We start from the raw sequence: 19481 nt of genomic DNA, 5'->3' as shown, positions 1-19481 counted from the left end.
ATATTTTTGGTAATTTTGCTCGTTTAGCTCTTGACCATATTGTTTTAGAGTAGCTATAATAACAAAGTTGTCGAAAAAACGGCAGCAAGCTCATGACTCGCGGGGGTTTAGCTCAGTTGGTAGAGCGCCTGCTTTGCAAGCAGGATGTCAGCGGTTCGAGTCCGCTAACCTCCATATTTAACGATTAATTATTTAATCCCAACTACCGAATCGACTCTACACTTCTGACTTGCTTGTCAAATAAATCGGTCAAAATACTCATAACCGATCGCTTACGAATAATAATCCCAGCATTGACTCCCATCCCAGATTGTAAGGAAATTGGTCTGCCATTCACCGATAAATTTTGCGATTCTAATTGAATTCTGGCAGGAAAAGCGTAGTATTGCCGCTCTTGAGTTGGTGCTAAAGCATCGGAACCAACCCAAGTAATTTTTCCTTTGAGTGTACCGAATTCTGTTGAGGGAAAAGAATCGACTCGCACTTCCACTTTCATTCCCTCGCGCACGAAGCCAATATCTCGATTTGTCAGATATACCGAAGCAACCAAATTATCGTTGGGAACGATCTTTAAAATCGGTTTCGTATCACCTATCACAAAACCCGCCGCACGAGGTTGTAAATCAAATACAGTTCCATTCACTGGAGATTTAAGCTGCTGATATTTGACAGATTGTACGGCTTTACTAATTTGCGCGTCAATTTCTGCTAATTTTGTCTTATTTTCCAATCGCTTTTGGCTTAATTGACTATCAATCTCCGCTATTTTTTTATGATTTTCGGCAATTTTACTATGAACTTCTTTCGCTGAGGTGGCAATTGTATTTTGTAATTCTTCCTTAGCTCGATCGATAGAAATTGCTAGCTTTTGTTGTTCGGCTGTTAGGCGATCGACCTCTCCTTGTTTGGTAATAACTTCCTGTTGCTGGCGTTCGTATTGAATTTGAGAAATTGCCCCTTCTCCAGTTGCCAAGGGAGTAATTCGCTTTAAAATTTGGTTGTTGACCTTGAGAATTTGCTTTGCCGTTGCTAGTTCTTTTGCAGTCTGCGATCGCTGTTTTTCTAATTCTTGAACTTGCTTCCGCGCTGCCTGAACTCTCGATTGAATTTCATTTTGACTGGCTGTCAATAATTGACTTTGATTATTTGCGAAATCCGTCGTTTCTCCAGAAGCAATATTACCACCCTTTAAAACATTTTGAAAATAGCGATTTTCTGACATCAAATCGGCGCGTAACTTCAGCAGAGAAACCAGATCGGCACTTCCAGAAATTACAGGTTTACTACTATTAATTGCCTGGTCGTAAAACTGATTTTCTTGGACTAAACTAGAGCGAACTTTTGTGAGAGAATCTAAATCGGCTTGCGGCGAAGTCGGGTCTAAAGTGACTAAAAGCTGGTCTTTTTTCACGCTCTGACCGTCTTGAACGTGAATTTCTCGCACCACTCCCCCAGTGGGAGCTTGAATTTCTTTAACTGCCCCTAGCGGCTCTAATTTGCCCGTTGCAACTACAGTTTGATCGAGTTTAGCAAATGTTGCCCAAGCGATCGCCGAAGTTGTCGCGCCAACAATCAGCCAAATAAACAAATGCGACCACAAAGCAGGACGGTTAAGTACTACTGATGAATTTAAAAATTGTTCCTCAGATTTAGCTAGCGGTTCGGTATTCATAAAAGGGTGAGGGGTGAGGGGTAAGGGCAAGAGGTTTAGTAATTCCGAATTCCGAATTCCGAATTCCGAATTTTACAGTTGCGATTCCTGTTGTTGGTAGAGGCAGAAATAACGTCCTCTCAAAGCCATTAATTGTTGGTGAGTGCCTTGTTCTACCACCACGCCTTTATCCATCACCAAGATCGCATCGGCATTTTTGACTGTGGCGAGACGGTGGGTAATGAAAAATACGGTGCGCGAGTGAAATGCTTCTGCCAAATTCTGACAAACCTGCCGTTCCGAATCGTAATCGAGGGCGCTGGTGGCTTCGTCCAAAATCAGCAATTTGGGATTTTGCAGTACCGTACGGGCGATCGCAATCCTTTGTCTCTGTCCTCCCGACAGCGCCGAACCCCGTTCCCCAACGTTGGTGTTGTAACCGTTGGGTAAAGACATAATAAAGTCGTGGGCGACGGCAATTTTCGCAGCGGCAATAATTTGCTCTGAACTCGCTTCTGGATTCGTTAGAGCAATATTTTCTTGCACCGTGCCGTTAAATAACAATGTGTCCTGTAACACCATGCCGATTTGTCGTCGCAGGGAATACAACTCAACTTTGCTGATATCGTAATTGTCAATTTGAATCGTCCCTGTCGTCGGTTCGTACAGACGCGGTAACAACTTCGTTAGGGTACTCTTACCCGAACCACTCTGCCCGACAATCCCGACAAACGTACCCGCAGGAAATTCTAGATTTACATTAGTCAGTTGAAACACACCGCTGTTGCCAAAGCGGAAAGACACGCCATCAAATTTGACTGCCCCTTCAATTTCTGGCATTGGCAGTTGCGCCCGGTTTGCCTCGTCTACTTCTGGGTGTGCGTCGAGAATATCACCCAAACGCTCGATCGATAAAGCAGTTTCTTGGAAGTTTTGCCACAGTTGAATCAACCGCAATAAGGGACTGGTGGTGTAGCTAGAAATGATCCGAAAGGCGATCAATTGTCCCAGGGTTAATTGTTGGGAAATCACCAAATATGCCCCAACCCACAACAGTAATAGCCCAGAAAACTTATTGAAAAATCCGCTCACCGAACTTGCCGTAGTGGAAGTCACCACGGTATTAAACCCAGCGCTGATGTAACGGGCGTAGCGTTCGTACCAGTGCCAGCGCGATTTAAGTTCGATGTTTTGCGCTTTGACTGTTTGAATTCCCGAAACAACTTCTACTAAATAAGACTGAGTATCGGCGTAGCGTTCTGCTTTCACCCGCAGTTGTTTGCGGACGATGGGCGCGACGAAAATTGTCAACAGGGCAAAGACTGGAACTGTTGCCAGGGCTACAAGTGTCAGTATCCAACTGTAAAAGAGCATCACAGCGATGTAGATCACCGAGAACACGGCATCTAATACAACTGTCAGTGCCGTACCCGTGAGGAATTGGCGGATATTTTCTAACTCGTTGATACGTGACGCTAATTCTCCGACGCGGCGGCGATCGAAATAACTTAAAGGTAGACGTAACAGGCGATCGATCACTTCCGAACCTAAAGCAATGTCGATGCGGTTCGTGGTATCGACAAATAAATAAGTCCTGACTCCCGTGAGCAAGGCTTCAAATAGCGCTACCCCAAGCAACAAAATTCCCAGGACGTTTAATGTATCCAAAGCACCGTTGACCAAAACTTGGTCGATAATGACTTGGGTAACGAGGGGATTGGCTAAACCAAATAGCTGCACGAAAAATGACGCGATCAAAACTTCGATCAATACGCCACGATGGTGGGCGATCGCCGGCAAAAACCAGCGCAAGCTAAATCTTTCCGTCTTTTCCCCCGGACGCGCTTGTAACAGCAATACTTGCCCTCCCTCGCCCCAAGCACGGGCAAAATCGGCAGGGGTTTGACGGTGAATCCCGATTTCGGGAACGGCAAGCGTCAGTTCTTTGTCGTCGCAGGCGTAGAGAATTGCCAAGCTATCGTGATAGCGGATTAAAGCAGGAGTTTTGATCCGCGCGATCGCTTTGCTGGGGACTTGAATTAATTGGGCGCTCATGCCCAACATCTCGGCGATCGCGCCGCAGCTTTGCAAAGAAATTGTTCCGAGAGATTTCTGTTGATTTTCCAATACCCGCCGCACCGTGTCCCGTCGCCACGATACGCCCAAATATTGACACAACATTTGGAAGCAAGCCATCGCCGCGCTAATTTCTCCCTGTCCGCGCACGAAGGGATATTTAACGGATTTGGTGTTGGTTGCTGGGGCTACTGGGGGTTGTTCTGGGGCGTAGGGAACTTCTAGATCGGTAGGAGCAAGTACGACGGGCATAGTTCGTTCGATTTCCTGGGGTAATTTCACGCCCAGCAGCCGCACCCCTGGCTCTGTAATTGTGGGGGCTGAACCGTTCAGCTCGAAACGGTTGCCGACAATCGCCTCCGCTCCACTACTAATCAGCCAAGTGCGATCGCCACGCAATCGCGTCCCATCTGCTTGCCCTGGGGCTAAATTCAGTACCTCGACAGACGGACTTAGTTGAAATACCAAGTCTTTCAGTTTCGTGGCACTGTCGGCGCGACGTTGGAGTTCTAAACTCAAGAGTTCGCACAATTCCGCAGGAGAAAATTGCGCTTTGACGTGTTGGGCAAAAGTCGGTTCGGCTGAAAGACTTGCTAAAAAGTCGGCGGCGGGAATCGCAATACAAATGACTTCCGTAGAGGCGATCGCGGTTTCACAGGGAATGTTGCGAATCAAACCCGCCCAACCTAAGACGGTTTTCGGTTCGACTAAACCCAAACTTACGGGGCTTTGCTGGCGGCGATCGTAGCCTATTAATCTAGCAGTACCTTGGTAGATAACTAACACCTGCGTCGGCATTTTTTCCCGCACGAGTAGCGGTTGCCCGATCCGATAGCGCCACAAGTGACATTTCGTTGCTAATTCCTGTAAAGTCGTTGCTGGCAGCGGATGAAATAAATTTGTTTGAGCGAGAAATGCCTGAAATTGAGAGCTAGAAATAGTAGCTGTCATGACGAATTCAAAATTCAAAAGTTAAAAGTCAAAATATTCCAAAATCAGAATTTGCAGATCGATCGGCTTGATACTGTCCGGGGTCTGATTTGGCTACGGGCAAGGGCTAAGACCAAGAAAATTGCAATGGTTGGAGCTGCTGAATTTGTTCGTTCAGCCAGGTTTCAAACATTTCGTTGAGCAAACGCTGCCGCATATTTGCGTCTAATTGAGCTGGTAGCAACTTTTCCAGTCGGACGATCGTAAACCAGTTTTCGATCCGAGTCGGTCGCCAAAGCTGCCCTGGTTGACCGATGGAAAGAATTTTGGCAAGAGTCGGATTGAGTTGGCTTAATGGCACGGGTCCGATGACTCCGGCTGTGTTTGCCTCCGAGCCTTTGGAGTATTGTTGTGCCATTTCAGCAAAGGTTTGTTCCCCTTCGAGGATGCGAAAGTAAATTTCTTGTGCCAGCAAACCGTCTGTTGTCCGCAGTAAGGAAAAAATAACTTGGTCGAAGGCTGCTTTGCGACTCATAAAATAAGACTCGACCTTTGCACCCCAAGTATCTTGTTTGAACTTCTCAATCAGGAGCGATCGCACGGCGACTTCTGCCATCTGTGCTTCACTCATGCCAGCTCTTTTTAACCAAGCTGCTCTTGACTCTGAATCGTTTATGTGATACTGTCTCTCAAACTGCTCGATTGCTTGTTGGCGTTCGGCTTCGGTACAAAAATAAGGAGCGATCGCGCGATCGATCGCAATTCCCCGCATCAACTGCGGTAGCAATTGATAGCGACTCAATAGAGACGGAATTTCTTGAGTGGGAATGATGCTGTTTAATTGAAACTCTTGTGCCATACCAATATACAGATATATAAATTTACAGCCCTAGCTGAAAAATGCATAACATAATTTGTGTTCGACTAGGGTTGCTCATAATTGTCCTTGCGAATACTAATACTAATCTTGATTTAGCCGATCTCGCGGTAAAAGGTAAAAAGTCTTTATTCTTTACTCAATTGGCTTCCCTACTAACTTTTGATTAGCGCTGTATAGGTAAAAGTTCCCCACATTAGCTGCATACTAAATTTACTCCCATCTCATCTTATCCATGTCACCTTTAGCGGAATTAGCTTTTCTTTGGCAATCTTTGATTTTTCTTATGACGTTATACTCCAACTATGGAAAATTAAATGACAAAACAACTAAAGTTACAAGAATTTCGGATTTCTTGATAAAAGTTTATTTGCACAGAGCAGGGAGCAGGGATCGAGGGAATCTCATAGCGAGTGCGATCGCGCTAGGCTAAAACAAGTGGAGTAAGCTGAAGTTACTCCGCTTGTGCGCTTTGCTTGAGATTTACGAGAGGGTTAGGGTGTTATTTGCACAAAATCATCAACTGTAATTTGACTAGCTTGAATCCCTTCGAGAATAATTACGTGCGTCTGACTTCCTACATCGTTCAACCCTTCAAGCTTCCAGCGAATTTCAAGATTCTGCCCAACTTGAACAATATCAAGGTCGCTGAAACTGAGAGGAGGACCATCGCTCGTTGTCAGTAGCCCCAATAAATCTCGACCATCCTGAAAGTCTTGGATGATATCGCGATCGCTACTCAAATAGAAGCGATCGACCCCGGAACCACCTTGGAGTACATCGTCGCCCGTACCCCCATTCAAGCGATCGTCACCTGCTCCAGCAATCAAGATATCGTTACCCGAATCGCCATCAAGTTTGTCATCTCCATGACCTGCACGCAACTCATCGTCGCCAGCGTCGCCGTAGAGAATGTTGTTGCCTTGAGTGTCTTTTAAGCGATCGTTACCCGCACCACCACTGAGAGTATCGTTGCCTTTGCCGCCGCTCATCGTATCGTTGCCATCAGCACCAACTAGGGTATCGTCGCCGTTGTCCCCTTCTAATACATCGTTGCCCCCATCCCCATGCAGAAGATCGTTCGCTTCACCTCCGTGTAAACAATCGCTACCGTCCTGTCCAAATAAATAATCGTTCCCGCTCTCACCGTAGAGGGAATTATCCCCTCCACCTCCGTGTAAGGCATCGCTGCCATCGCCTCCTTTTAAGAGATCGTTACCTCCACCGCCATAGAGGGAGTCATTCTCTTGCCCGCCATAGATCTCATCATCACCATCTTTGTCAGACAGGAGATTTTCTCCCTGATAAGATTGGGCGATAACTTCTGGATAGGCTTCTGGAAGCGGAAAGGAACTATCAGCAAACAGAGGACTTTCTCGATTTTTTAGATAGCGATCGAAAAAAGCAGTGAGATAGTCATTAGTAATCTGCGTCACTCGATTGGGATCGATTAGTTCAAAGTTCTCATGTTCGTAAGTTTCAATAGCCGCTTGAGGATTGAAAAAGTAATTCAAGAATTCTGTTAGAGCGCCTAGCTCCATGCCAGAATCTCGCAAAAGCGGAAATAGAAAGGGGACATCACTGGTATAGTGCAAGTGGGTTGTCCCCTTAGTGGTCACTTCATATCCTTCATTTTGAAGATTATTGAATAAGGCTTTATCGTCGGGTTCTCTTGATATTTCATCGGAACTGATTTCTGTACCAAAAGCCACGTTGTTGAACTGCAAATATGGTTGAGAGAGGCTAGCGTTAGGCGTATCACCCCGCAACGTGCCATCTAAATTTGCTCCTGCTTTGAAACGAGGATCGATTGATAAAATTTCAGCGGCAGTTGCACCACCTGTAGAAACTCCGAAAACACCGAGTTTATCGAGATCTAATCTCCCGCTAAACAATCCTGTTGGATCGTTTCCTGCATTGAATTTTTCCAGTTCGTCTAGGACGAATTGGATGTCTTCGGCTCTGGCAGCTACGTTGTCAGCTGCATCAGGTAGAGGAGAGTGGGAAGTGACTCGCCCATCGGGAAGTATATTTAAGGCTGATTCGTAAGTATGGTTAATTGCAACAACGATATAACCTTGACTAGCTAATTCTTCTGCCCTGACGGTGTTAAATTCAGGCATATCGCCACCGCCGTGAGACAAAAATACGACTGGATATTCCGATTCTGCATTGGCGACTGGAGCGTTCTCGACACTGTAAGTTGGGATAGATTGGATTAGTTTGGTAAAATCTTGCGGTGGAATTCCTGCTCCAGAAGCGAAGGCATGACTCAAGCCTTCGCTCATGTAAGGTGCGGTCTTAGCTCCTGGAACTGTTTCGCTGGGATACCAAACTTTTGCTGTTATTTCCCGCTTGTCGTTGGGGTCTTCTGTGAAAGGTTCTTCTCGCTCCGAATCTTTAAAGTAAAGAGAAGTTGTTCCTACGGCATAATTGCCAGTCGGCTTTGGAAATAAAGGCGCTTGATTTGTATTTGTTTCCATTGCAGTCACATCCTGTTTCGTATTTTGGACTATTCGTTCTAGGGCTATTTGTGTTGGTGTTTATCCTACGAATGGAGTAACTGCTTGCAAATCGGTCGTCCAGTCAAATTGGTAAAACCAATCGGTTAATCTTAAATTCATCCAATCGGTCAGGGTCTTTGGACGACAGCCTTTGCATCGATGCCCGATCTAACCGATCGGTCAATTCCAAATCTGAAGATTGTGATATAGCATCATGGAGTTGAATATCTCTAAAATTTATTTATGGGGCGATCGCTCAAGTCAGGTCAATGGTTGCAATTTATTCAATTAATTTGGCACTGGCTCAGCCGACACGCTCAATACTGGTTGACCCGCCTTAAATCACGCCCAGACTCAGCGGACTACTTGACTTGGCGGCATCAATTTTTACAAAAGCGATTGCGCCTTGGACTATGGTTAGCGTTGTTTTGGCAGTCGCTCGTATCGGCTGAAGGTCTTTACTCTGTTTTGTTTGAGTTTGAGAGATTGAGAGCAGTTGCCTTCAGTACCTATGGAGATGCATCGATCGCAGAGCGATGGAGAGTTGCATCCATTGTTTACTACCTCAGCGCTGTTGTCATTTTATTGGCTTGTGCGATCGGGCAAAAAACGATCTGGGGACGACGGTATCCCGAAGCGCTATTTCTGCTTTTTGCCTGCTCCTTGAGCAGTCTTACACATATTATTTTTACTTTCGTCAGTCTTCCTGAAACACCACCATCCCTGTTATTTCTCATTTTTGCAGTGCTGGTTCCAGTGCATTGGCGGTTACATGTTATCTATCAAGCGGTAGCGATCGCCTATTATGCGATTTTTTATCCCATAACTGGTCTGGCTACCCTTGAGTATGCAAAAATCCGCAATCTTTACTCAAGAGAACTTATTATCCAACTCGCCTGTGCTTGCTCGATTAGTATTCTGTCAGTGTACCTATACGAACGCTTGAAGCGATCGGAGTTTGAAGCCAATCGCCAACTACGAATATTTCTGCATTCTGTATCGCACGATCTACAAACTCCAGTTGTGGGCAGCTCAATCGTGTTGAAAAGCTTATTGAATAAAGCTACGAATGAATTAGACGATAAGCTGATAGTCAAGCGATCGACGATCGAACGGTTATTGCAAGGAAGCGATCGCCAGCTCGCCTTAATTAATTCTCTTCTCGAAGCTCACACTGCTGAAACACAAGGTGTTATTCTCCATTGCGAACCGACTCAACTAAAGCCGTTAGTAGATTCAGTCCTCATTAATTTAAACCACAATTTAACCAAAAAACGCATTCAACTGATCGATCGCATCACGGACGATCTGCCTATTGTGAACGCTGATACCAACCAGCTTTGGCGAGTGTTTAGTAACCCGATCGAGAATGCAATTAAGCACAACCCTCATGAAATTCAGTTAACGTTGGAAAGGATTTTTAATCTAAATTTTGTTCGATTGTTTGGTAAACAATCAATACTATAGCAATCTCATTTAACTTTTGAAAGGATTAGGAGAAAAAACGGAGAGCGATATTGGAATTTCCTCAATTTTGTACCTGAATTAACAATCTCAGTTTAAAAGTAGAGTATACTGTATACATAAATGTCTGGGAATAAATACTCTAGTCTGAGATATTGCCAAATGGTAGATACTTTATCCCAACTGTCGATAAACCGCGATCGCCTCATCCAGAGCATCGAACAGTTAGCGCAAATTGGCGCTTTGCCTGGTGGAGGAGTGCGGCGGATTGCCTACAGCGCTACGGATATGCAAGCTCGCGATCGGGTGCAACAATGGATGCAAGCCGCAGGGATGAGCGTCAAGATCGATCCGGCTGGCAATATCATCAGTAAATATCCCGGCAAATATCCCGACGCGGCAGCCTTAGCAACGGGTTCCCACATCGATACCGTACCGAATGGCGGACGCTATGATGGTGCGTTTGGAGTCTTGGCAGGCTTGGAAGTGGTAAGAGTCTTGCAAGAACAGCAAATTCAACTGAATCGCTCTCTAGAAGTGATTGTCTTCACCGATGAAGAGGGGACGATGATTGGCAGTAAAGCAATGTCCGGTAGAGTCATTCTCGATCCGGCGACATATCCCCGTGTTGATGGCATAGACATTCAAACTTGTTTGACGCGGGTTGGCGGCGATTGGAGGCGACTTACAGAAGCACGTCGCACCGCCGCAGACATCGCAGCTTTTGTCGAGTTGCACGTCGAACAAGGACCAGTTTTAGAATGCCTGGGCAAGCAAATCGGTGTTGTGGAAGGGATTGTCGGACAAAGACGCTACATTATTACAGTCAAAGGTAGTTCCAGCCACGCAGGTTCTACACCAATGCAGATGCGCCAAGATGCTTTGGTAGCTGCGTCAAGAGTCGTGCTAGCAGTGAATAAAATCGGCAACACTCAAGGTGGACAACAGGTAGCAACAGTAGGCTGGATGGAAGTTTTACCTAATGCTGCAAATGTGATTCCTGGGTTAGTGAAGATGAGCTTAGATATTCGGGATTTATCCAGCCAGCATCTCGATAATTTAATGGCACAACTGCAAGCAGAGGTTGAAACGATCGCCGTTGAAACTCAGACTTATATCGATTTACAACCTCGTTTGCGGAACGAGCCAGCCTTAGCAAAACCGCAGATCCAACAGGCGATCGCGCAAGCGTGCGAAGATTTAAGGCTGAGTTACACCCATCTACCCAGTCGCGCCAGCCATGACGCTCAAGAACTCGCCACTTTCACCGATATGGGGATGATTTTTGTGCCGAGTAAAGCGGGTGTCAGTCATGCTGAAACGGAATTTACTTCGCCAGAACAGTGTGCTGAAGGAACGAATGTTTTATTGCATACGTTTTTAGAGTTGGATCGGCATTATCGTTGTGATTAGTCATTGGTCATTTGTCATTGGTGGCATCATGAGCGAGTTTACCAAGGCAAAACTTCGCCATTGCTGTGCCAAAAAGTCCCCGTATTATCTAATGACAATTCATCAATTCGGGCTAACAATCCTTGCACCGATTCTTCAGAAGTAATGCCAGATGCACTAAAGTTAGTCATGCGAGTTTGGACTAACCCTGGATGGAGAATAGCAACTGCAATTCCCATTGGTTTGAGATCGTGTGCTAGAGACTTACCCGCCATCGATAATGCAGCTTTAGACATCCGGTAGCCGTAGGAACCGCCAGAAGTATTGTCGCCAATCGATCCCATGCGACTAGTCATCATCACGACTTTGGAACCTGCTTTGAGATGGGGTAGGAATGTATGCGTCACTCGTAAAGCGCCGAGGGCATTGACTTCAAATTGTTTTCGGATACTTTCAAAATCTAGATTTTCCAGCGTGACGCGCTCGACGATCGCCGCATTGTTAATTAACACGTCAATCGGCATTTGTTGCAGGCGATCGCGTAGTTCGGTAACGGATGCATCTGAGGTAATATCAATCTTAGATTCAATGTGTACGCCTAGTTCTTTTAACTCATCCGAAACCGCACGACAGACCGCGATGACGTTCTCCCCTCGCGCTTTAAGTTGACGGCAATATTCGTAACCAATCCCGCGATTTGCCCCCGTGACTAAATATGTTGCCATGTTTTTCTCCTCATTAGAAGCAATTCTTCTCGGTTGGGATGCATAGTCCTCGATCCCCCAACCCCCTTCAAAAGGGGGCTTTATTCCCCCCTTTTGAAGGGGGTTAGGGGGGATCGAATCTTAACCAAGAAGTCTTGGTGGTCTTAGAAGACGGTAACGTAAAACGGCGGATAAAAAAGCGATCGGGAATGGCAGCTTCTCTTCCTGGAATGAGACGATGGCGAATGCGCGATTCTGTAACCCATATTTGTCGATCTGCTACAGTCAAATTAACGGGCGATTCCATTTTGTCCGCTAAGACTTCGATCGCTTTTGGTTGCGATGCAGGTGTAAGAATGTCACGAATGCGGAGCAGGCGACCGTTACCACTGGCGATCGCTCCTTCTAATACGAGTAGCGAACCATCTGGAGCAAATACCATACCATCTGGATTTTCAATCGAGCGTTGCAGCGAAATCGCTTCTACTTGCGTTCCCTGTGGTGATGGAGTCACTTTGAATAATCTGCCACCGGAGAACAGCCCCACAACTACGATACCGTTAGCTGCTCGTGCAATTCCAGCTAAACCAACTGGTTGAGAGCGCAAGCGATCGTCTTCAGCCCAAACCTGAAGTTGCTTGGCTCCAGGTGCAAGATAGTAAATGCGAGGACGATTACTATCAGTGAGGTAAACTCCACCTTTGGGATCGATCGCCATGTCATTACCAAAGCCGCCATCTGGCATCAAAATCACCTGCAACGCTTTACCAGTCCGAATATCGAGTGCAAAGATCCGATGGGGACGGCGAGTGACTTTGCCATCAGCACCGCGAACGCCTAAAAAGTCTGATGAGGCTCCCCACAAGATACCGCGTTGCTCGTCGAGTCGCAGACTATTAGCCGCAAATATTTCACTATTTCCAGGGAAGAAAGTTTCAATCCTACCATTTGGCAGAATGCGGAGGATTTTGCCACTAGTAACTGAACCCACATATAGCGTCCCGTCACTAGCACGGGCAATGCCATTCGGGTATTGGAAGTCTTTAGGTAAGGCGATGCGAGTTTCTTCTCGTACTGAAGTCAAGCTGGCAATTGTTGAAGGAGATGCGATCGCCCTGGTATTAGAAAGCAGCACGGCGGCGAGTGCAATTGTACGGAAAAGCGTTCTCAACATAGCTCAGCCAGGAATACTAGAAAGCGATCGCCACTTTGCCAAAATACCTCTCCTCTTCGAGATATTCAAAGGCTACTTGAGTTTGCTCTAAGGGAAAAATCTTGTCAAGAGTTTTTAATTCCGAATTCCCTCAACGCAATGGTCCAGCTAAAATCACTTTAGCGATCGCACCTCTAACATCTGCTGGTTCTTCTTGTGCAAGTTGCTGATACCATTTTTGGGTAATTTCTGGCTCTTTACCGTGAATCATTTCGGCGCGTTTGCGGGCTTTTTCAACTACAGCGCTAGTCCGTTCTTTCCGGTCTGCTTCGTAGCGTTTTAAGGCATATTCCATACTAATATTTGTTGTGAGCAGGTATTGAGTTAACACCAACCCATCTTCCATTGCTTGACAACCTCCCTGTCCCAAATCTGGACAAGTAGCGTGCGCGGCATCTCCGAGTAAAGCAACTCTACCACGTACCATTCGGTCAATCGGTCCCACGTCGTGAATTTCTAAACGATTTGTTTTGTATGGATCGAGACGCTGAATTAAATTTTGAACGGGTTGCGCCCAGCCTTGAAAGTGTTCTGTCAATTCGGCGCGGTAATTTTCGGGGCTAGAAACAGTACCTTTAGGCAAAGGAACATCAAAAAAGAAGTAGAAGCGATCGCCTGCTACTGGCATCATTGAAGCCCGTTTGTGTTCGCCGACAAAAATTACCCAAGAATTTTTTGCGGCTAAATCTTCGCTGGCGGGAACTAAACCATTCCAGTTGACGTAATGACCGTAATTGGGTTGCACTTCTTGTCCTAATACATACGTGCGCAGAAGCGATCGCACTCCGTCTGCTGCTATAAGTAGATCGCCTGTGGTACGATGTCCGTTCTCAAAAATTGCCGTAACGCTATTCTCGTCTTGTTCGACTGCAATACATTTATGTTCTAGCTTGACTTCGCCGGGATAAGCCTCCAAGAGCATTTGTTGCAAGTCAGTACGAGCGACTGGATAGGGACGCTGCCCGACTTCCTCGACTAAGGGATGCAGATCGATATCGCTTAATACATCCCCCTTAAGGGTAAGATATTGCATTCGATCCATCAAGCCGCCGATCGCCGCCATCTTTTCCCCTAACCCCAGACGGTTGAGGACTTTTACACCGTTCGACCACAATGAAATTCCTGCACCCGCCGGACGCAGTTCTTTGACTCTGTCATAAATCTCGACTTCGTACCCTGCGTGACGCAGAGCGATACCTGCGGTTAAACCGCCAATTCCCGCACCGATGATGACAACCTTGAGGTTATACATTGTAACTTTGCCCCTGCGTAACTTGCCCCTATGTAACTTGCCTCTACCTAACTTGTCCCAACTCAGCGACCAAAACAATTCAAAATTTTGACTTTTGAATTTTGCTCATGCTTCTAACTCTGCAAGTTCGTCAGCATTAGAATCGTCTTGCCCAACAAGAACCTCTTTTTGCTCGTAAGGCAACAACCAATTTAATAAGATAGCTGTCAGTCCTCCGGCGGAAATTCCAGAAGAGAGAACGTTTTTAATTGCTAGTGGCAATGCATCAACAATTTCCGGCGTGTAAGTCACCCCTAACCCCATTGCCAAGGATGTACCGACAATTACCATCGCACGGCGATCGAGTTCTACTGATGAGAGAATGTTAATTCCTGCGACAACAATTGAGCCGAACATGATAATCGTGGAACCACCCAACACAGCTTGCGGTAAGGTTTGGAAGATCCCACCCACAATTGGAAATAGACCCAAAAAGGCAAGTATGGCTGCAATGTAGTAGCCGATATAGCGACTACCCACACCTGTAATTTGAATCACGCCATTATTCTGACTGAATGTCGTGTTGGGAAATGTATTGAATAATGCCGCAATCAGAGAATTTACGCCATCTCCTAAAATTCCCCCTTTGATTCGCCGCATGTAAGTCGCGCCTTTAATTGGCTCTCCAGATACCGCTGATGTGGCTGTGAGGTCGCCAATCGATTCTACTGTGGTGATGATATAAAGCAGAATAAATGGTACGAAAGCAGCAAAGTCAAAGCTCAGTCCATAACGAAATGGAATTGGCAAGGCGATTAACGGCAAATTTCCCAAACCGCTGAAGTTAACCATGCCTAACACGCTTGCCACAGCGTAGCCGACTAGCAGTCCAATGACGACTGAAGCCATCCTCAGCATTGGCTTTTTACTCACGTTCAGCACGATGATGGTCAGCAGTACCAATGCGGCAACGCCTATGTTTTGCAAGCTGCCGAAAGTACCGTTTCTTTGCGCTGCTACCCCTCCACCCATACTGATAATCCCCGTTTTGATCAGGGTCAGACCGATGACGCAAACAATCGTACCCGTGACTAGGGGAGAGATAATTTTTCTAACTAGGTGTAAGAAGCGGCTCAAGATGATTTCAATAAACGCGCCAAAGAAGCACAAGCCAAAGATTAAGCTCAACGCTCTTTCTGGGGTTCCTCCGGCTGCGACTACTGCTGTCCCTGCGGAGATAATGGGCACTAGAAAAGAGAAGCTAGTTCCCTGAATGCTGAGCAATCCCGAACCAATTGGTCCAATTTTTCTAGCTTGAATGAATGTCGAGACTCCCGAAATAAACAGTGACATACTGACGACGTAGCTAGTGTCAGTTGGGTTCAGCTTTAAAGCGTTGGCAATCAGCAACGGAGGAGTAATAATACCGACAAAGATCGCTAGAACGTGCTGCATGGCTGCTAGCACTGCTTCGATAAATGGAGGCTTGTCGTTCAGTCCGTAGATTAGCCTATTGACAGGTGCTACAGCATTACGCTCCTCAGTTTGCGGAGTCGATTGAACACTCACTTTTGCCATCAGGATTCCTCAAATTCAGCGCTTATTTGCGAGGTTTATAAAACTATTTTCGTTATTGTCATGCACGCGCGATCGCCTCTTTTTTTCCCAACGATCGCCTGCTGGAGTTTAGTCGATTTTTACTACTAATTTGTCATTAAATCTCAACTCTCTCGCGAGTTTTTGCATTATTTAATACAATTCACGATCGTTTATCTCTCCTCTCTTGACTCGCCAACTTAAAATTATTTAGCGATTGAAATACAAATTGTCTCCAGATTTAATATTCTGTATTTTTGGCTACAAAACATCAATTTACAAAAATGTTCGTTTGGTCGCTGTCTAAAATTGTTAAATTACTTCTAGGATTGTCACGTAGTCAGGAAATTGCAGGCATCGAGCATTGCAGTCTAAACATAAACTCGATAGATATGGTATACAGTATACTAAAACTTCTAACAACACAAGCCTGCTGCGGATCTGAAATATTAAGTGGTGCGATCGAAGTGCGATGAATGCGTTTTATGATTTGGACAACTGCTCGAATAATATTGCCATCATTCCCAGTGCAATCAACGCGATCGCGGTTCCAATTAAATCGGTTTTAACCGAACTTAAACGAAAAGCAGGTTGTAGCCAAAATCTCATGAACCGCGTTACCAATGGCATCACCAACCACGTCAAAATTGAGGATGTTATCAGGTTATTCACCAACATCGAACTAGCAGGCGACCAAGACTGCATGATACCAAAAGCAGCAAATACTCTCGATTGCGTCATGACTGTGGGATACAATCCCAGAACTACCGATAAGACTTGCTTCCATGCTGGGAGACCCAAACTCGTTTTCTCTATACCAGACTGGAGAGAAAACCATCCCTCTAAGCCAGTCGTCAATGACTTGAATTTGTAAATTTGGAAAATCTCTCGTCCTGACTCCATCACGCGATCGCGATCGCGTGATTGCAGCCACCCATTTAACCGAGTCGGTGTGTCGAAGTGCATGATGGAATACCATTTGACGACTCCATCGCGACATTCCAGAGGCGGACAGAGATCTGTGCGAGTAAACCCCTCGTAATGTGCGGCAGCACTCACTAAGCGATCGTGCCATTTGAGAAAAACAGCTTCTTTCCCCTGTGGCACAATGTATTCGATCGCCACGCTGGAATAAAAAATTTCCTCGTCATCTGAGTTGAGCATTAGCTAGTTGGAAGAGTAGAAGATCGTGCCATATTTCAAACTAGCATTTTCGATCGAAATTCTTTTCCAGAAAGGTTTTGAGCTAGCTGAATACAGCTTTTATCTCTGCTCAAAGAGAGAGCCAACAGAGCAAAAATGTTTCTAAATACAGATATGTAACAAGAGTTCATCTTGTTATATAATAAAAATGTATCTTAAGGCACGGAAAAAGATTCGGACATACGCTTACAGACCGGAAAGCTGTAACTTGGGTAATTGTCAAGCGTTGTGGTGACAGGTTTAGAAGTGCCTCCTGCAATGACAGAAATTGAGGAGGACGATTGTGAAAACTCTCAGCCAAATAAGCAACTCTCAGTGGGAAAACTACCAACAATTAGAACTCATTCCCAGCCGAATTCCTAATCCAGATGGTAAAGCTTCTACATTTAAGTTTGGGTTGGACTTTGCTTGGCGAGTCCTAATTTCCTTACTTGTCGATGAATTAGTCGATCGCGAACAACAAGTAGAGTATATTGAACGGTGCTGGGCTAACAAGGAATTCGAGCAACAAGAAAATTCCACCAGTTCGCTGCAAAAACTTTGGCTGTTGATGAATTAAAATCTCTCAACGTCTGCCAAAGGAGATTTTTCGAGCTAGGGATTTCTAGAATAACAATCGCGTCTAGATCGAAAGTTCGTACTGCGATCTAGACTTTTTTGTAGTTGGAATTACAATTTTTTCACTCAAGTTACACTAGCGTATACAGTATGCTTGCAAGCCGATCGGGTCTTGAAAGCTAAAAGTAAGGATGTGTACTCGACATTGGATCGAGTTTATTTCTAGAGTGCGATCGCCACTATAAATCTGTTTTTTCAATTTTTAAATTGTTTAGAGCAAGACAGATTGCTATCTGTTATTGCCAGTTTGCTATGCGTGTGAGGAGTCATGGATTCAGGTTTTTTCTGTCAAGTAAAAGCGACAGCTAAAATAACTTTGTGGTTAAGTTTATTAGCAGCAAGTCTTTCAATCAGCGTACTACCAGTAGAGGCAAATGAGAATAATTTAGAATCATCTCAGACCGATCCAGATATTATGGCACAAGTCACATCTGTATCTCAGCTTTCGGACGTACAACCTACAGATTGGGCATTTCAAGCATTACAATCTTTAGTAGAAAGATACGGTTGCATTGCTGGCTATCCTGATGGAACTTATCGCGGTAATCGTGCATTAACGAGATATGAATTTGCGGCTGGGTTGAATGCCTGTTTAGACAGAGTCAACGAACTCATTGCTACAGCCAGCGCCGATGTAGTAGACAAACAGGACTTAGACACCTTGCAAGCTCTGCAAGCAGAATTTGCAGCTGAAATTGCGACTATGCGTCGTCGTGTCGATGCTTTGGAAACACAAACAGCAGAATTAGAAGCAAATCAATTTTCCACGACGACAAAACTCACTGCGAACATCTTCCTCAACGTGACTGGAGCTTTTGCCGATGGAGATATAACAGCAGAGGGAACCAGTGTTTTTGTTCCGGCGCGGGGAGCTGATGGTAGACCTGTACGCCGGACGATTAGCGATGACCCTAACGTTACTTTTAGCGATTACCTTTTCCTCAATTTCAACACTTCATTTACAGGTAAGGATAGTCTCGTCACCCAACTCGTAGCCGGGAATGGGAATTCTCCTGCAAATACATTTGCTTCTGCTGGTTTATTTAATACCTTTGGCGTACCTTACACGGATCAAAAAGGTGTGACGGGAGCGGATAATAATGTCGTCGTGCGCGAATTATTCTATAGTTTTCCGGTTGGGAAAAGTCTACAATTTACAGTTGGTCCTCGCGTTAACTGGTTTCGTCATTTTGACAATAACCGCTTCACTCTATATTTAACCGGAGCAAGTAGCTACAACTCGATTGGTAGTACTCTTCTTAATTCCGTCGATAGAGGTTCGGGAGCAGTCGTAGCCTGGGAAATTAACGACCAATTCAAATTAACTGCTGGTTATTTAGGCGAGAATACAGAATTTCTTTCTGGTTCTGCGTTCAATACTTCTAGTAATCCTAGTCAAGGTTTATTTAAACCAACTAACACAATTACAGCAGAATTAGCCTTTGCTCCTGGCAAGAATTTGAACTTGAGATTTCTCTACAACCGTTCTAACATTCAAGCAGTGAACGGACGGGTAGGTGGCGCAATTGGCGAACCGATTTATGGTTTTGTCGATGATGGGTTTGGCGGTTCAATTGAAGATGCTACAGCTGACACTTGGAACTTCAATTTTGATTGGTTAGTAACTCAAGGCATTGGTTTATTTGGACGATATACCTATGCGAGTACGAATGTTAAACCTACTACAGATGGACGACTGGATGGAGAAGTTGACGTACAGGCAATTCAAGCAGGATTAGCTTTTCCCGATTTAGGTAAAGAAGGAGCATTGTTAACATTTTCCTATCTCAGACCATTTGCTGTTTTAGACGGTCGGAACTTTTTAGTTTCTGGTGGTGGTGATGGCGGCGTACAATATGAGTTTGAGGCAACTTACTATTACCCAATTACGGATAACATTGCTCTAGTTCCCGCATTTTATTTGATTGCCAATCCGAATAATTTCAGTGACAATCCTAATATTTATGTAGGTAATTTACGCGCTCAGTTTAAGTTTTAAAAAATCAAATATTGGTAGGGGCG

General features: G+C 45.2%; 14 protein-coding genes and 1 tRNA gene. 6 read left to right on the top strand and 9 right to left on the bottom strand.

Translation table 11 applies throughout. The annotated features are described in order from the left end of the window. Positions 1-101: 101 nt before the first annotated feature. Positions 102-174: transfer RNA gene (locus C7Y66_RS07395), tRNA-Ala, on the top strand. Between the two features lie 28 nt (positions 175-202). On the opposite strand, the gene C7Y66_RS07390 is transcribed toward C7Y66_RS07395, so the two are convergent. From C7Y66_RS07390 to C7Y66_RS07375, 4 genes are all read right to left on the bottom strand, one after another. Beyond that, the gene (locus C7Y66_RS07390; RefSeq protein ID WP_106217021.1) at positions 203-1672 is read right to left on the bottom strand and encodes an HlyD family efflux transporter periplasmic adaptor subunit; all 1470 of its coding nucleotides are present in this window, start codon (positions 1670-1672) and stop codon (positions 203-205) included. Between the two features lie 72 nt (positions 1673-1744). Further along, positions 1745-4678: a peptidase domain-containing ABC transporter gene (locus C7Y66_RS07385; protein WP_015153025.1), complete on the bottom strand. Its 2934-nt coding sequence runs from the start codon at positions 4676-4678 to the stop codon at positions 1745-1747. A 106-nt stretch (positions 4679-4784) separates the two neighbouring features. After that, positions 4785-5516: a peptidylprolyl isomerase gene (locus tag C7Y66_RS07380; RefSeq protein ID WP_106545065.1), complete on the bottom strand. Its 732-nt coding sequence runs from the start codon at positions 5514-5516 to the stop codon at positions 4785-4787. Positions 5517-6028: 512 nt separating this feature from the next. Further along, positions 6029-8017 carry a hypothetical protein gene (locus C7Y66_RS07375; protein ID WP_106545064.1) on the bottom strand — a complete coding sequence of 663 codons (1989 nt, stop codon included), beginning with the start codon at positions 8015-8017 and terminating at the stop codon, positions 6029-6031. 264 nt (positions 8018-8281) lie between these two features. Here C7Y66_RS07375 and C7Y66_RS07370 point away from each other — a divergent pair, with 264 nt between their 5' ends. Together C7Y66_RS07370 and C7Y66_RS07365 are read left to right on the top strand one after the other, a co-directional pair. Further along, on the top strand, positions 8282-9505 hold the full coding sequence (locus C7Y66_RS07370; protein WP_106545063.1) for a HAMP domain-containing sensor histidine kinase: 1224 nt from the start codon (positions 8282-8284) through the stop codon (positions 9503-9505). A gap of 159 nt (positions 9506-9664) precedes the next feature. Further along, positions 9665-10915: a Zn-dependent hydrolase gene (locus tag C7Y66_RS07365; protein ID WP_106545062.1), complete on the top strand. Its 1251-nt coding sequence runs from the start codon at positions 9665-9667 to the stop codon at positions 10913-10915. A 38-nt stretch (positions 10916-10953) separates the two neighbouring features. Here C7Y66_RS07365 and C7Y66_RS07360 read toward each other — a convergent pair whose 3' ends face one another. Both C7Y66_RS07360 and C7Y66_RS07355 read right to left on the bottom strand, forming a co-directional pair. Then, positions 10954-11619: an SDR family oxidoreductase gene (locus tag C7Y66_RS07360; protein ID WP_106545061.1), complete on the bottom strand. Its 666-nt coding sequence runs from the start codon at positions 11617-11619 to the stop codon at positions 10954-10956. 103 nt (positions 11620-11722) lie between these two features. Next, positions 11723-12682 (bottom strand): gluconolaconase, encoded by a 960-nt coding sequence (locus tag C7Y66_RS07355; RefSeq protein WP_233222564.1) that lies wholly within the window; start codon positions 12680-12682, stop codon positions 11723-11725. Here C7Y66_RS07355 and C7Y66_RS32320 point away from each other — a divergent pair. Then, positions 12654-12863, top strand: coding sequence for a hypothetical protein (locus C7Y66_RS32320; RefSeq protein WP_233222563.1), 210 nt, complete (start codon positions 12654-12656; stop codon positions 12861-12863). The two genes, C7Y66_RS07355 and C7Y66_RS32320, sit on opposite strands and share 29 nt — an antisense overlap. Positions 12864-12902: 39 nt before the next feature. Here the strand turns inward: C7Y66_RS32320 and hpxO are convergent, their stop codons facing one another. The 3 genes from hpxO to C7Y66_RS07340 form a co-directional block, all read right to left on the bottom strand. After that, the gene (gene hpxO, locus C7Y66_RS07350) at positions 12903-14063 is read right to left on the bottom strand and encodes an FAD-dependent urate hydroxylase HpxO (RefSeq protein WP_106545059.1); all 1161 of its coding nucleotides are present in this window, start codon (positions 14061-14063) and stop codon (positions 12903-12905) included. 105 nt (positions 14064-14168) lie between these two features. Continuing rightward, positions 14169-15620 (bottom strand): uracil-xanthine permease family protein, encoded by a 1452-nt coding sequence (locus tag C7Y66_RS07345; protein WP_106545058.1) that lies wholly within the window; start codon positions 15618-15620, stop codon positions 14169-14171. A 501-nt stretch (positions 15621-16121) separates the two neighbouring features. Continuing rightward, entirely contained in the window at positions 16122-16802 is a 681-nt protein-coding gene (locus tag C7Y66_RS07340; protein WP_106545057.1) for a hypothetical protein, read from the bottom strand. 322 nt (positions 16803-17124) lie between these two features. Here C7Y66_RS07340 and C7Y66_RS07335 point away from each other — a divergent pair, with 322 nt between their 5' ends. After that, the gene (locus C7Y66_RS07335) at positions 17125-17400 is read left to right on the top strand and encodes a hypothetical protein (RefSeq protein ID WP_106545056.1); all 276 of its coding nucleotides are present in this window, start codon (positions 17125-17127) and stop codon (positions 17398-17400) included. A gap of 327 nt (positions 17401-17727) precedes the next feature. After that, a complete protein-coding gene (locus tag C7Y66_RS07330) occupies positions 17728-19458 on the top strand; it encodes an iron uptake porin (protein ID WP_106545055.1) in 1731 nt (576 codons plus the stop codon). Positions 19459-19481 lie beyond the last annotated feature (23 nt).

It is taken from the genome of Chroococcidiopsis sp. CCALA 051, assembly GCF_003015105.1.
In the GTDB taxonomy this organism is placed as follows: domain Bacteria; phylum Cyanobacteriota; class Cyanobacteriia; order Cyanobacteriales; family Chroococcidiopsidaceae; genus Chroococcidiopsis; species Chroococcidiopsis thermalis.
This window is presented reverse-complemented; position numbering and strand designations above follow the sequence as displayed.